We start from the raw sequence: 15,355 nt of genomic DNA on the forward strand, positions 1-15,355 counted from the left end.
CTTTTTTGTGTTTTTTAACCGCAAAGAGCGCAAGGAATTACGCAATGATCGCAAATGTTTATGTTGTTGATTTTATTACTTAAAAAAATAATAAGTAGTAATTCAAGATAGGAATGTTTCTCATTTTATGTCATCCCGAGGAACGAGGGATCTCCGTAAGTAGCTCGCCAAAGACTGGTGATTTTATTTGTGGAAATCCTTCGTTACTCGGGAAGACGTAGGTTGTGATTACTTCTCTTTTAACTACTCCATGCGTTTTTTATTTCATTGAAAAAAGTTTCTAACTAAAAACTACCTTCCCTTAATACTTAATTGAAATAAAAACTGCGCTGTTTCCTGATCTGAGTCGGCAGAAAAACCAGCTACGTACACTCCTTTTTTGCCGTTAACAGACCTAATTCCGTATACAACTGCCTCATCCGCTGGGTCCGATTCCCCTTCGTATCGATACACATGAACAATTTCAAATTTTTCAGGATTTTTTTTAATCAGGTCAGCATTTCGATTAAAATCACATGTAAATCCTTTTTCATTCAATTGATCTAAAGCCTTTGAAACAGTTGCGTAATGATACATTCTTCTCATGATAACTGAATTTAAAAATTATAGAATCTTAAAGATAACTATTTTAAAATTAAAAAGTTAGGGTAAACTCCATAAAAACTGAAATTTAAAATCATTATTGTTAGTTCATAAAGTGTTACTTTTGCACCGCAGACCGCCTTATCGTCGTTCCGATTCATCGGGAGGGAGGAAAGTCCGGACACCATAGAGAAGCATAGCGGGTAACGCCCGTCGGTTTCGATTTCGGTCGGAATTAGGACAAGTGCAGCAGAAAGTATGTACAGGTAATGCTGTAGTGAAACCAGGTAAACTCTATGCGGTGAAATACCAAGTATATCGGCATTTAAGGGCTTCTCGTCCGTTGCCGAAGGGTAGGTAGATTGAGTCCCGAAGTAATTCGGGATCTAGATAAATGATAAGGTATTGTCTTGTTGCAAAATGAGACAAGAACAGAATCCGGCTTATAGGTCTGCATTTTTTATATATTTGTGAAACTAACTAACCACATTTCATGAATATTGCCACTCCAAATCCTTCTTCAAAAAACAACAAAAGTATTCTTAAAACCATACTGACCAATCTAACTTTTTGGGTTCTTATTTCGATTATTGCTGGAGTTTTACTCGGACATTTTTCACCTGAAAATGGAGTGAAAATGGAAGTCTTGGGAAAAAGATTTGTTGATTTAATCAAGCTTTTTATTGGACCAATTATTTTCCTGACCATTGTTTTAGGAATTTCCGGTATGGGCAACTTGAAGAAAGTGGGAAGAATTGGGATAAAAGCATTGACCTATTTCGAAGTAGTTTCTACTGTTGCCTTAGCAATTGGAGTCGCTGTTGCTTATTTATTTCAACCCGGAAAAGTAGATAAGTCTAAATTAACTTTAGGAGATGCAAGCCAATATACAAATGCGAGTGCAAAGGATTTTTCTTGGTTGCAATTTTTTTTATCCAATTTTACTTTACAGGTTTTATTAGCAGCTATAGTCTGTGGGATTGCCTTGAATTTTTATCAAAAAAGAGAACAGACTATTTTGGTTTTAGAACGTTTTTCTAAAGTAGTTTTTACTTGTTTAAAATACGTCATGTATCTGGCTCCAATTGGAGCTTTTGGTGGAATGGCTTATACAATTGGAAAGTTTGGATTGCAGACTTTAATTCCACTTGGGAAATTGATGCTATGCGTTTATTTGACAATGGCGCTTTTTGTGTTTTTAATTTTAGGAAGCATTTTGAGATATTATAAAATCAGTATTCTTTCGATTCTAAAATACATTAAAGAAGAACTTTTGCTGGTTTTGGGCACTTCATCTTCAGAAGCTGCCCTGCCAAGTATTATGGTAAAATTAGAACAAATGGGGTGCAGTAAATCGGTTGTAGGTTTGGTAATTCCAACAGGCTATTCCTTTAATTTGGATGGAACTTCGATTTATCTTTCAATGTCAGTCATATTTCTAGCGCAATTATATGATGTCCATTTGAGTTTCTTCGAAATTTTAACGGTCATCGGAATCTTGATGATTACTTCAAAAGGCGCTGCTGGTGTTACAGGAAGCGGATTTATTGTCTTAGCATCAACTTTAACAGCGCTTCATAAGATTCCAGTTGAAGGTTTGGCATTCTTGTTAGGAGTTGATAAATTTATGAGCGAAGCCAGAGCAATTACAAACTTAATCGGAAATACAGTAGCAACGATTATTATTTCGAAAACAGAAAGAGATTTTACAGAGCTGAATCTGAATCCTGTTTTAGAAGAATAATTTGGGTTTTGCCACAAATGACACTAAGGCGAAAAGTTTTGGTCTTCTTTTGAGGTTAATAGTGCTCGCAAAGTCGCAAAGCTTTTTCTTTTCAAATTTTTCTTTTAATTATTTTAACCTTTGTGACTCTGTGACTTTGCGAGATTAAAAAAAACTTTGCGCCTTAGTGCCTTTGTGGCATATCTTAACTTTCATCTTTTGTTGCGCGCACTAAACTAATTCCAGACGTAAAGAAAACAATTCCTAATATACCGTAAATAATAAGCGATTTAATATCTCTGGTTTCTCCAGAAGTATTAGAGAAAATCACTGCTGTATAAATAAGTCCTACAATTCCCAGGATTGTCAGTAATCCGCCGAAAAATCTTTTTAGGTTCATGATGTTAGATTTTAAAGTTTATCCAAAGTTAAAATGACAAACTTTAATAGTTGTTATACAATTGTTTAGTAAAATTATATGATTTTAAGTGTTTAAAAACTGATTTCAAAGTTGTAAGAAAATAAATTAAGTTTTAATAGGATAATATACTTTTAAGACTATTTTTGTCGCAACCAATTTAACTAACCAAAAATGATAAAAAACTACCTATTCTTAATTCTTTTCATTCTTTTTGTCAATGCTATTCAAGCGCAAGATGATGCTCCCGTTTCTGTAGCAAAACATCAATTTAAAATTAATCCTATACTTTCTCCAGGCTTTGTTTATGAGCATGGATTTTCTACAAAAAATACACTTTATTCAGAAGCTAGTGTTATAATTGGTTATCGTCACAATAGTTTTTATGATGAATCAACTTGGTATTTTGTTCCAAGAATTACTGAACAATTTAGACATTATTATAATTTAGAGAAAAGAGCTGCAAAAGGAAAAAGAACAGCTCATAATTCAGGAAACTTTGTTGCATTGTATGCTGATTATAGTTTTCAATCTATTTCTACCAATAAGTTGTTTAGCGAATATTGTCCTTCTTTTACAGTTGGTCCAGTTTGGGGAATTCAAAGAACGTATAAAAGAAAATTGAATATCGATCTAAATTTAGGTCTGGGAGTTGCTACGGACAGGAATGAAACGGAAGTAGTTCCAATTGGAAACTTTTCATTAGGCTGGATTATTGGAAAATAATATGAAGAAAAACTTAGTCTTTAGCTTAGTTTTTATTACTGGCTATATCAGTAATGCTCAAGAACTGCGTCCGTTTATAGGATTAGGAGGTTTTGTGCATTTATATTCTTTTGAAAAAGATTTACAGTCATCTCCGGCAGTAAGTCTTTCTGCTGGTGCGGAATATAGACCCTTTGGTTTTTTTATGCCAGAAATTGAAGCTAATTATATGTTTGGAAAATTTAAAAGTAGAGAAGATTCTAATTCAATTGCAAATGTTTCAGATAAAACCTTTTCTACTGTAAACTTTAGTTTTAGTCCCAAAATTGCGCTGGGTGATTACAATGATAATGCATACATACAAATCTTGCCAAAATATATTTATTCAATAGTTAATGCAAAAGAAACAATAAATTCAACTAGTCAATTGGGATCTGGCGCAACAGAAAGAAGTACCTCGGTTTCACAGCATAATTTTGGGCTCGGCGTGGGAATCGTAATTAATTTTGATACTTGGTACTCAAATACATTAGCAATTAATTTATGTTACAATACAATTAGAGTTTCGAATTCTTTTAATAAATTAAATCCAGGGACTGAACCAGTAGATAATGTTGGTGTTTACGGAATAGAATTTAAATATTACTTTGGAGTCAAAAGACTGAAATAAAACTACTCTTTATCAATTTTAAATTCTAAGCCAATATTACGAACACTTTCAATTTTAATTTTTGGATCTGAATTGAAATATTTTCGAAGCCTACTGATAAAAACATCCATGCTTCGACCGGAGAAATAATCGTCTTTTTTCCAAACAGACATTAAGATTTGGTCTCTCTTTAGTAATTGATTATGGTTTAAGTACAAATATTCAATAAGAGAAGCTTCCATTTCTGTAAGTTGCTGCACATGATTTTTATTATTGAGAGTTAATCTTTCATTATCAAAAATATACGAACCAATTTCTATTGTATTATTTCCTTCTAAAGTCCTCTTTTGCTCAATTCTTTTTAGGATATTCTGCAAACGCAAAACCAGTTCGTCGACTTCAAAAGGCTTTGCGATATAGTCGTCTGCGCCCAGTTTTAAGCCAATGAGTTTATCTTCTTTTAATTTTCTAGCTGTTAGAAAAATAAAAGGAATTTCAGGATTTATTGTAATTATTTTTTCTGCCAAAGAGAATCCGTCCAATATCGGCATCATGACATCAAAAACACAAATGTCAAAAGTTTGTTTTTTAAAATAGTCCAATGCTATTTCTCCATTTTCTGCCCAGGTTACTTCAAATTGATGTAGTTCTAAATATTGTTTTAGAATGGTGGCAAAATCAAAATCGTCTTCAGCTAAAAGTAATTTTTTCAAAATATGGAATTTAAACTTTTAATAAAATAGTAAACTCGGTTCCTTTTCCTAAATCGCTCATAACACTTACAGAACCCTGATGTGCTTTTATAATTTGAGCCACATAATACAAACCTAAACCTAAACCTTTTGTGTTGTGCAGGTTTCCTTGCTCAACTCGATAAAATTTATCAAAAAGAAGGGATTGCTTGTTTTTAGCGATTCCAATTCCATCATCTTCAATGCTGATGGAAAACTGCCTTTCAATAATTTTTGTTTTGATTGTAATGGTACTGGAGCCATATTTTACAGCGTTTTCCAAAACATTTAAAAAAGCGGTTGTCAAATGAAATTTATCTAAAACTAAAATTGTTTTCTCAGTTTGAAAATCGGTTTTAAGATTGATTTTTGGAAACGTAATTTTAAAATCATTGATAATAGAAAGCAGAAAATCTTCGGTTTCTATTTTTTCTTTTTGTAATTCAAGTTCATTTTCTGCTAGGGAATTAGCCATAACCTGATCAATTAAACTCTGTAAACGATTGTTTTGGCGTGAAATCGTATTAACAATTGCATTGAAATTTTCTTCGTTATCACGAATGTTTTTCTGTTCTAAAATTTTTGTAGAAATTCCTAAAGTTGCCAAAGGTGTTTTCAGTTCATGTGTGATGTTGTTGATGAAATCCGTTTTAACATCACTCACTTTCTTTTGTTTAATTAAAGCTTTTAAAGCAATAACAAAAAGTGTAATTAAAGTTAGAATCGATAATAAAGAAAGGATCAGAATAAAGGTCATTCTTTGTAAAATAATCATTTCCCAATCAATAACCGAAACGTACATGGAATCTTCCGTCAGTAATTTATAATTCTGATTTTCAAAAGTCCCATTCGTAATCCCAACATAGCTTCGAACCAAAAAAGCCTGATTTAAAGAATTCAGATTTCCATAAAGTTTGTTTTCAATAAATGGTTTTTCAGAAAAAATGGTATCGTTCTTTTTTGCGTTTTGGTACAGTATAAATTTGTTCAAAACGATAGCAAAATCAATTTTGAAATACGGCAAATCTTTTTCAAATTTTCGCTGGATTTGTTGTGTTACAGCACTTTGGTATTCATTTTTCAAAACCCCGATTTTAATATCCTGTTTGGTATTTTTTCCTCTGATATAGTTTTCAGATAGACTTTTGTAAAGCGCTTCTTTTTTAGCTACTAATTCCGAATCAATATCGCTGTAATTATTGGTGATCTTACCAATTTCATTTTTGATCTGTGTATGAAACTGTGCTACTTTGTACTCATAAGCCGTTTTTACCAAATAACATTGCACTGTCATCAACACAATAAGTGCGATTACAGAAAATGAGATTAATAAATTGATTCTTTGTTTCATTTTTGTGTCGAATTATAGCTAACAGATAACTCTGATTGAATAAGTTTTTGAAATTATTTCTAGAAAATTTTCTCTCGCAGATTTAGCAAATTGAGCAGATTTTTTATCTCCTAAATCAGCTAAATCTGCGGGAGATTTAAAAATCAATATGCTAATTTTCTTCGTCAAAAATACTGTTTTTAAAGCATAAATAGCCCGTTAACTCCGCATTAACCTCCCATTAACCTTCGTAATTGGTTTTTCAAAGCATTTTTGCATCATCATAAACCAAAATACTATAAAATGAATGTTTTTCTGCCACTAAAACTTTTAATTGCGCTTTTGCTTTTCTGTCTTTCTTTTATTGCCAATGCGCAAAATGAAACGCCAAAAGATACTATATCTAATCAGGAATTGAAAGAAGTTGTCATTGCCCAAAACAAAAAGACTTTTACCAATACGAATGGAAATATAAAAGTAGATGTTGCCAATTCTGTTTATAATTCCATTCCTAATCCGGTTGATCTGCTTTCGAAACTTCCCAATGTACAAGTGAGCGCAGACCGCGAAAGTATTTCGATTGTAGGCAAAGGAAATCCACTGATTTATATTGATAATCAAAAAGTAGGAATGAACGATTTGAACGCGTTGTCTGTTGATGATATTAAAACAATAGAGATTGTTCAGAATCCGTCTTCAAAATATGAAGCAGAAGGTCGTGCGGTGATTTTGATTACCAGAAAATTAAGCAGAAAAGAAGGTTTTAAAACGAATGTTTCGGAAACTGCTTCTTTCAAAAAAAACTATAACAATTATATGGGGTTCAATTCAAGCTTTAAAAAGAACAAACTGGAATGGAAAGCCAATTTCAATTATAACAAATTACAACCTTGGGAAAACCACAGTATTGCGTATCAAATTCCGCAGGCGAATATTGTTTCAGATTATGATGTTTCGGCTGTTACGTATAGAAAGGATTATATTTTTGGCGGAGGTTTATTTTATAAAATTAATGAGGAAGATTATTTCTCTGTGAATGTAAATGGTAAAAGACGAAGTGACACTTTTGACATCAATACCTTTACGTATAACCAAAATCAAAATGAAGAAAATAATGTTTATACGTTCAGCGATAATTCCAGTTCAAAGAATTTTATTAACTCGTTTATCAATTATTCAAAGAAAATAAAAGCGATTGATACGCAACTGTTTGTTGGTTTTCAGGGTTCCAATTTTAATCAGGATTTGTGGAGTTTAGTGCAGAATGATTTCAATGAAACGGAATTAGAATTATCTCAGAATCGTGATCAGAAGTTTGATGTAAATGTATTTTCAGGTCGGATTGATTTAGAAAAAAAGTTTAAAAACGAATGGAACTGGGAATACGGAGGATTGTATTCTTCTGCCAAATCTAAATCGGATTATGATGTTTTTGATTATGATAAAAATGAAAATACAACTTTCGATTATAATTTTAAAGAAGCTAATTCGGCTTTATATACACAGCTTACAGGAAAAATTAAAAAAATCAATTTCTCAGTTGGATTCAGACTTGAAAATACAAATGTCAGCGGAAAATACAGTACAGATAGCGCTTTTCTGATTGATAAAAATTATACGAATCTTTTTCCAAAAGCGCAATTTTCATTCGCAATTGACAGTACTAAAAGTATAAGCGTAGATTATGCTAAAAGTATTTCAAGACCTAATTATTCTTCTTTGAGTATGATTGCAACTTACATCAATCCGTATTTTATTTATGGAAGCAATATCAATCTGGGGCCGACTTCTATAGATGTAATTTCAACTGTTTTTCAGTATCATGACAAATCTTTAAAACTGACTTTGTATCAAAACAAAAATCCTACTTATCAGGATTTTGTATTTGATGATCAGAATAATGTTTTGACTTTTACTGAGAAAAACTTCCAAAAAGAATCCGGTTATAATATTGAATTTACATTGCCATTTACCTATAAATTTTGGACGAATATGAATTCTTTAATTTTTGCAACCAATAAAATTGAAGATGAATCGGCAGTATTTAATTCTTCTAAAACTTATTTGTATTACTATTCCAATAATACATTCAGACTTCCAAAAGATTTTACTTTCGTTTTGTCTTTTTGGGGTGCAACCAAACAAAAAGAAGGCGTTTTTGAACGAAATGCAAAACTGATTTTTGATCTATCGTTGGCTAAATCTTTTGGTAAACACTGGACTTGTACTTTGAATTATAATGATATTTTTAGAAATACTATTTATTCAGAACGTTTTACAATCAATAACATAAGTTCAAGAGCCAGATATTTGGTTGATGCCAATGAAGTTTCGATTACGCTCCGTTATTCTTTTGGAAAAATAAAAGAAAGTGAGTTTAAAGAAAAGAGCGTCAATGAGAATGAAAACAGAATCAGATAAAGAATATAAAATCCAAAATTAAAATCCCAAATTCCAACTTTCAAATTGGAATTTGGGATTTTAATATTTATATATTAATTCAGACTATCCTTCGTCTTCTTCAACAATTTTTAATGGAGATTCACCCGGAAGTTCTTCATCGTCATCTGTAGAATGTAGTTCGAAAAAACTAAAAAACGAACCGCCATAACTTTTTTGGAATGAAAAATTGCTTAAATGTTCCATTTTGGTATACTTCGAATGTTCGATAATCATCATTCCATCTTCTTCTAGCAAGCCTCTTTCAAAGACAGTCAAAACAATCTTTTCAAAAGTTGACTGATCCAATCCATAAGGTGGGTCTGCAAAAATGATATCGTAAGTCGTTTTCGCATTATCTAAAAACTTAAAAACGTCACTTTTAGTTGCAGCGATATCAAAATCAAATTCTGATGAAACTTGTTTGATAAATTTTACACATCCAAAATCGCCATCTACAGATGTAATTGGTGCGCTTCCGCGTGAAGCGAATTCAAAACTGATATTACCGGTTCCCGAAAATAAATCCAAAACCTTTAAGCTGTCAAAATTGAAATGATTATTCAGAACATTAAACAATGCTTCTTTACTCATATCAGTCGTTGGTCTTACAGGCAGATTTTTTGGCGGATTAATTCGGCGCCCTTTGTATTTTCCTGAAATGATTCTCATGATTGAAATAAGATATAATGTTTTTGATTTTGAGCTGTTGAAAAGCTATTTTTTTCTTTTAGTTTAGAAACATCCAAAAAAGAAATATGACGAACATATTTGTAAGCAATTTGATAAAATGGATCGTTATCAGAAATAGTTCCTAAGAATTCCAATCTGAAGCTTTCTGGATTCATACTTAACTGTTCTGCTGTAAACAAAATGTAATAAATGAAATCCTCAGGGGTTTGATATTCAAATGAATTGAATAACAAAAGCTTCTGATTTTGAACCACTATAATTTCAAAATTCCCAGGATTAAAATTGATGACCATTTTCTTTTCGTCATCATTACGGGAATTATCCAGCAGTTTTTCGACCAAAATAGTGTTTGCATGTCTGTAATTGAAAGAACCCACATTATCAATTAGGAAATTATTAATGTTCACATACGGAATATAAACAGAATTCATTTCGTAATTTGGGATTCGGTCAAAAGTAAAAAAGTCTGTTTCAAATACTTTTTTTGTGTATTGCAGATAACTTCCCAAGTAATTTTCATCAAACAAAGCGGTTGGAACAAAAGTTGAAAGATTGTTAGTGTGAATTACCATTACATCATCGTAATTACCTTTTAATTCAGGATTTTTTTTGAATGCATCGGTAAGCAAATCTTCAATTTTTGCCGTTTTATTTGTGTTGTCAAACTGAATTTCTTTAAATGAAGTAATTACATTATTTAAAGTATCAAAACAACAATATGAAAATCCCGACAGTGAAACCTGAATAGAAAGTTTTTTGTAATTTTTTGAAGTAATGTTGGTGTTGTGTAATGACATAGTTGATTTACAATTCGTTACCTGTTTTAAATCAAGAAAGAATTTAAGCGACCACAAACTTACAAATTAAAAAGGAACAATTATAATTGCAATTTCAAAAAACAATTTGGATTTTATTTTAAAATAAGGTTAACAAAAGGTTTATTTACTTGAATTTTAGTGATTTACTATGTTTTATTGTTTAATGATTGTATGTAAGCTATATTTTTGAGTTTTAAAATTGGAGACTTTAATTGTCATTGAAATTGATTTTTGATATTGCCATTTAAAAAAGCGACCTTTGCGATTCAAATTTTCCTTATGAATTCAGCACACTTTTACGGTATTTTACAAAAACGATTTCCTTTTGCTCCAACGCTTAAACAGGATATCTTTTTTCAAAAAATCGCTATTTTTTTAACCGAACCACAAAACGATACTATTTTTGTTTTAAAAGGATATGCCGGAACAGGAAAAACGACTGTAATCTCTACAATCGTAAATAATTTGGGTGACATTAATAAGAAATATGTTTTGCTGGCACCAACAGGACGCGCGGCAAAAGTAATTTCTAATTATTCGAATACAGCTGCTTTTACAATTCATAAAAAAATATATTTCCCTAAAAAATCATCGGGTGGTGGAGTAGCTTTTACTAAACAAGTCAACAAACACAAAAATACCATTTTTATCGTCGATGAGGCTTCGATGATTTCAGATAGCACTTTAGACAGTGGTTCTCTTCTGGATGATTTAATCAACTATGTGTATTCGGGTCAAAACTGTAAAATGATTCTTTTAGGAGATACAGCACAGCTTCCTCCCGTTAATTTAGACGTAAGTCCAGCTTTAGACATTGACACTTTGGGTTCTCATTATAGTAAAGAAATCGAACACATAGAACTCGACGAAGTAATGCGTCAGGAAGAAAGTTCAGGGATTTTATATAATGCTACAGAATTACGTGAATTATTAAAAGAAAGTTTTATTACCGAATTCCGATTTAATGTAAAGAAGTTTAAAGATATTGTCCGATTAACAGACGGCTACGATATTCAGGACGCGATTAATATGGCGTACAGCAATTACAGTATTGAAGACACGGCTTTTATTGTTCGCTCGAATAAAAGAGCCAATCAGTATAACGAACAAATCAGAAGCCGAATTTTATTTAAAGAAAGCGAACTTTCTGTAGGCGACTTTTTGATGGTGGTAAAAAACAATTATTTCTGGCTGAAAGAAACGGATGAAGCAGGATTTATTGCCAATGGAGATATTATTGAAGTTTTAGAATTATTCGGAATCAGAGAATTATATGGATTTACATTTGCCAAAGTGAAAATTAGAATGGTGGATTATCCCAACCAAAAGCCTTTTGAAACCGTTTTGATTTTAGATACTTTAAAAAGCGAATCTCCTTCTTTAACTTACGAAGAATCGAATCGTTTGTATGAAGAAGTAATGAAGGATTATGAAGATGAAACTACTAAATACAAGAGATTTCAAAAGGTAAAGGAAAACGAATATTTTAACGGATTGCAGGTTAAATTCTCTTACGCTATTACCTGTCATAAATCGCAGGGTGGACAATGGAATACCGTTTTTGTAGAACAGCCGTATTTACCAGACGGAATCGATCGAGATTACATCAGATGGCTTTATACGGCAATGACACGTGCTAAAAATAAATTATATTTGATCGGTTTTAAAGACGAGAGTTTTGAAGAATAGTTTTTTTTGCCACAGATTAAAATGATTTTCACAGATTCTTATTATTGGTTTGAATATTTTTTACAGAAATCTTTTTAGTCCTTTTAATCTGTGGGAAAATACATTTTTAAAGTAAATTGCATAGAAAAAATAAAATATATAAATGAAAATAATAGCGGTAATTCCTGCACGATATGCTTCCACACGTTTTCCTGCAAAATTGATGCAGGATTTAGGAGGTAAAACAATAATTTTAAGAACGTACGAAGCGGCAGTTTCAACAAAACTATTTGAAGATGTTTTTGTAGTAACCGATTCTGATTTAATTTTTGATGAAATTGTTTCGAATGGTGGAAAAGCAATAATGAGTATTAAAGAACACGAATCTGGAAGCGACCGAATTGCTGAAGCTATTGCAGATCTTGATGTAGATATTGTAGTAAATGTTCAGGGAGACGAGCCTTTTACAGAAGCTGAACCTTTAGCACAAGTTTTATCAGTTTTTAAAAATGATCCAGATAAAAAAGTTGATTTAGCTTCGTTAATGCGTGAAATTAAAAATGAAGACGAAATTAATAACCCGAATAATGTAAAAGTGGTTGTAGATCAGTCACAGTTTGCTTTGTACTTTTCCCGTTCTGTAATTCCGTATCCAAGAGAGCAAAATGTTGGTGTGCGATACTTTCAGCATATCGGAATTTATGCTTTTAGAAAACAAGCTTTATTAGACTTTTATAGCCTTCCAATGAAATCTTTAGAAGCTTCTGAAAAATTAGAGCAATTACGTTATTTAGAGTTTGGAAAAAAAATTAAAATGGTCGAAACAACTCATGTTGGAATTGGAATCGATACGGCTGAAGATTTAGAAAGAGCCAGAACGATGTTGAAAGATATTTAATTCGTGATATAGAACGTGGATGAAACGGATTCGCTTTCGAGAAAGCGCAGTTTGAAGCGGATTTTTGTTTTATTGCAATGGATTAATCTCATTTTTGTCATTTCCCGAAGGGAGAAATCTTCGCAAGTAGCTCCACAAAGATTGCGTAAAGAACTTTGTTAAAGTTTTAAAATTTGACAAATTTGACAAAGAAATAGGTAATAAAAAAAGCTCCAAAATTTTGGAGCTTTTTTTATATCTAAAACATTCTAAATTACTGGTATAAAGCAGGATATTTAGAAGGGTTAACTTCATTCATCATTTCGTAAACTTTCTCGAAAATATCTTCGGCAGAAGGTTTTGAGAAATAATCGCCATCAGTTCCGTATGCTGGTCTGTGCGCTTTTGCGGCAAGAGTCTGTGGTTTGCTGTCTAAATATTTATAAGCGTCTTGTTCTTCCAAAATCTGTTGTAAGATGTAAGCTGATGCTCCGCCAGGAACGTCTTCATCAATTACTAAAAGGCGATTCGTTTTAGCGATACTTTTCACAATATCTTTATTGATGTCAAATGGAAGTAAAGATTGAATATCAATCACTTCACAATTGATGTCTTTTTCTGCCAATTCGCCAGCAACTTGTTGAACCAGTCTTAAAGTTGATCCATAAGAAACTAGAGTAATATCAGAACCTTCTCTTAAAGTCTCCACAACTCCTATAGGCGTTTTAAATTCACCAAAATTTAAAGGAGTTTTTTCTTTTAATCGGTATCCGTTAAGGCATTCAATAACCAAAGCAGGCTCGTCACATTCCAACAATGTGTTATAAAAACCAGCAGCTTGTGTCATATCCCTTGGAACTAAAACATGAATACCGCGAATAGCATTGATAATCATTCCCATTGGAGAACCAGAGTGCCAGATACCTTCCAAACGGTGTCCACGAGTTCTGATGATTAACGGTGCTTTTTGTTTACCAACGGTTCTATATTGTAATGTCGCTAAATCATCACTCATGATCTGAATAGCATACAATAAATAATCTAAGTATTGAATTTCTGCAATAGGACGTAAACCTCTCAATGCCATTCCGATTCCCTGACCGATAATGGTCGCTTCACGAATTCCGACGTCGGCAACACGAAGTTCTCCGTATTTTTCTTGCATTCCTTCCAAGCCTTGATTTACGTCTCCAATGTTTCCAACATCTTCACCGAAAATTAGAGTTTCAGGATATTTTGCAAATAATGCATCAAAATTATCACGAAGAATCATTCTTCCGTCTAAATCTGGTTTTGCATTTTCTGCATATTTTGGAAGAACTTTTTCTACAGAAAATACATTTTGAGCAGATTCAGAATGCAGGTTACTGCTGAATTTTTTTTGTGTTTCAGCTATAAAATTTGTAATCCAGTTTGATAAAATTATCTTGCTGTTTGGAACTTCAATAAAACGAAGAATCTTTCTAGCATAAACCAATAATTCTTTCTTTAAAGGCGCTTTTATTGAACTTAATTCAGAAATTAATTTTTTAATTCTGTCTTTATGATTGATACTTGCTTCTGCAATCTGTTCCAATAAGTTTAAAAGATTTTTTTGCTCTTCGATAATTGGATTGATAAAGGAATTCCAAGCTTCTTTTTTAGCTTCCAAAACAAGTTTCTTTAATTCGAAATCAAGTTCTGCCAGTTCTTCAGGAGAAGCAACATTGATTGCAATCATCCATAAACGCATTTGGCGGATACAGTCAAAATCTTTTTCCCAAGCCAGTCTCTCTGCGCTTTTGTAACGTTCGTGTGAACCAGATGTAGAATGTCCTTGCGGTTGTGTTAATTCGTTTACGTGAATTAAAACAGGTATATGTTCTTCGCGTGCAATAGCTCCGGCTCTTTCGTAAGTCGAAACCAGTTCGGCATAATCCCAGCCTTTTACTCTAAAGATTTCATAACCTTTAGCGTCTTCATCACGTTGATATCCTTTTAAAATCTCAGAAATATTTTCTTTAGTAGTTTGGTGTTTTGCGTGAACAGAAATCCCGTATTCGTCATCCCAAACACTCATTACCATTGGTACTTGTAAAACTCCTGCAGCGTTTATGGTTTCAAAAAATAAACCTTCAGATGTACTAGCATTGCCGATAGTTCCCCAAGCCACTTCATTTCCATTTACAGAAAATTTATCTTTGATGGTAATTCCATCAACATTTCTATAAATCTTAGATGCCTGCGCTAATCCCAATAATCTTGGCATTTGTCCTGCAGTTGGCGATATATCCGAGCTTGAATTTTTTTGTTTGGTTAAGTCTTTCCAAGAACCATCTTCGTTTAAACTGTGTGTTACAAAGTGTCCTCCCATTTGTCTTCCAGCAGACATTGGGTCGAAAGCTAAATCAGTATGACCATATAAACCGGCAAAGAACTGTTTTGCGTCCAATTCGCCAATAGCCATCATAAAAGTCTGATCGCGATAGTATCCAGAACGGAAATCCCCGTTTTTAAAAGCCTTGGCCATTGCCAGCTGCGGCACTTCTTTTCCGTCTCCGAAAATTCCAAACTTTGCTTTTCCTGTTAATACTTCTTTTCGACCTAAAAGACTACATTCACGGCTGATTACAGCAGTTCTATAGTCATTCAATACCTCAGTTTTGAAATCCTCAAATGTCAATGTAGTATTGTTTATTTCTTTTATCATAATCTTGAAGGGTCATGTTTATGTCGCGAAATT

Annotated in this window: 13 protein-coding genes and 1 other RNA gene; 7 read left to right on the forward strand and 7 right to left on the reverse strand. The window is 32.5% G+C overall.

Annotated elements, in window-relative coordinates; genetic code table 11:
• Positions 1–291 precede the first annotated feature (291 nt).
• Positions 292–585: an SH3 domain-containing protein gene (locus GSY47_RS06975; protein ID WP_179005057.1), complete on the reverse strand. Its 294-nt coding sequence runs from the start codon at positions 583–585 to the stop codon at positions 292–294.
• A gap of 125 nt (positions 586–710) precedes the next feature.
• Here GSY47_RS06975 and rnpB point away from each other — a divergent pair.
• Both rnpB and GSY47_RS06985 read left to right on the forward strand, forming a co-directional pair.
• Positions 711–1,044, forward strand: an RNA gene (gene rnpB / locus GSY47_RS06980) — RNase P RNA component class A.
• 31 nt (positions 1,045–1,075) lie between these two features.
• On the forward strand, positions 1,076–2,326 hold the full coding sequence (locus GSY47_RS06985) for a cation:dicarboxylate symporter family transporter (protein WP_179005059.1): 1,251 nt from the start codon (positions 1,076–1,078) through the stop codon (positions 2,324–2,326).
• A 184-nt stretch (positions 2,327–2,510) separates the two neighbouring features.
• Here GSY47_RS06985 and GSY47_RS06990 read toward each other — a convergent pair whose 3' ends face one another.
• Positions 2,511–2,705 (reverse strand): hypothetical protein, encoded by a 195-nt coding sequence (locus tag GSY47_RS06990; protein ID WP_091493069.1) that lies wholly within the window; start codon positions 2,703–2,705, stop codon positions 2,511–2,513.
• 192 nt (positions 2,706–2,897) lie between these two features.
• Between GSY47_RS06990 and GSY47_RS06995 the strand changes: the two genes are divergently transcribed.
• A complete protein-coding gene (locus tag GSY47_RS06995; protein WP_179005061.1) occupies positions 2,898–3,449 on the forward strand; it encodes a hypothetical protein in 552 nt (183 codons plus the stop codon).
• Between the two features lies 1 nt (position 3,450).
• On the forward strand, positions 3,451–4,098 hold the full coding sequence (locus GSY47_RS07000) for a hypothetical protein (RefSeq protein WP_179005063.1): 648 nt from the start codon (positions 3,451–3,453) through the stop codon (positions 4,096–4,098).
• A gap of 2 nt (positions 4,099–4,100) precedes the next feature.
• Here the strand turns inward: GSY47_RS07000 and GSY47_RS07005 are convergent, their stop codons facing one another.
• A complete protein-coding gene (locus GSY47_RS07005; protein WP_179005065.1) occupies positions 4,101–4,790 on the reverse strand; it encodes a response regulator transcription factor in 690 nt (229 codons plus the stop codon).
• Positions 4,791–4,800: 10 nt separating this feature from the next.
• Entirely contained in the window at positions 4,801–6,159 is a 1,359-nt protein-coding gene (locus GSY47_RS07010; protein WP_179005067.1) for a sensor histidine kinase, read from the reverse strand.
• A 282-nt stretch (positions 6,160–6,441) separates the two neighbouring features.
• Here GSY47_RS07010 and GSY47_RS07015 point away from each other — a divergent pair, with 282 nt between their 5' ends.
• Positions 6,442–8,559, forward strand: a complete 2,118-nt coding sequence (locus tag GSY47_RS07015) for an outer membrane beta-barrel family protein (protein ID WP_179005069.1) — start codon at positions 6,442–6,444, stop codon at positions 8,557–8,559.
• Between the two features lie 84 nt (positions 8,560–8,643).
• Here the strand turns inward: GSY47_RS07015 and GSY47_RS07020 are convergent, their stop codons facing one another.
• Entirely contained in the window at positions 8,644–9,249 is a 606-nt protein-coding gene (locus tag GSY47_RS07020; protein ID WP_179005071.1) for an RsmD family RNA methyltransferase, read from the reverse strand.
• Positions 9,246–10,067, reverse strand: coding sequence for a DUF3822 family protein (locus GSY47_RS07025; protein WP_179005073.1), 822 nt, complete (start codon positions 10,065–10,067; stop codon positions 9,246–9,248). The genes GSY47_RS07020 and GSY47_RS07025 overlap by 4 nt, the downstream gene beginning before the upstream one ends.
• Positions 10,068–10,367: 300 nt before the next feature.
• Here GSY47_RS07025 and GSY47_RS07030 point away from each other — a divergent pair, with 300 nt between their 5' ends.
• Together GSY47_RS07030 and kdsB are read left to right on the forward strand one after the other, a co-directional pair.
• On the forward strand, positions 10,368–11,777 hold the full coding sequence (locus GSY47_RS07030) for an ATP-dependent DNA helicase (protein ID WP_219071202.1): 1,410 nt from the start codon (positions 10,368–10,370) through the stop codon (positions 11,775–11,777).
• 142 nt (positions 11,778–11,919) lie between these two features.
• Complete coding sequence (kdsB, locus tag GSY47_RS07035) at positions 11,920–12,654, forward strand: 3-deoxy-manno-octulosonate cytidylyltransferase (RefSeq protein WP_179005077.1); 735 nt, start codon at positions 11,920–11,922, stop codon at positions 12,652–12,654.
• Between the two features lie 253 nt (positions 12,655–12,907).
• On the opposite strand, the gene GSY47_RS07040 is transcribed toward kdsB, so the two are convergent.
• A complete protein-coding gene (locus GSY47_RS07040; protein ID WP_179005079.1) occupies positions 12,908–15,322 on the reverse strand; it encodes an alpha-ketoacid dehydrogenase subunit alpha/beta in 2,415 nt (804 codons plus the stop codon).
• Positions 15,323–15,355 lie beyond the last annotated feature (33 nt).

The sequence above is a fragment of the Flavobacterium quisquiliarum genome (assembly GCF_019308285.1).
Taxonomy (GTDB): domain Bacteria; phylum Bacteroidota; class Bacteroidia; order Flavobacteriales; family Flavobacteriaceae; genus Flavobacterium; species Flavobacterium quisquiliarum.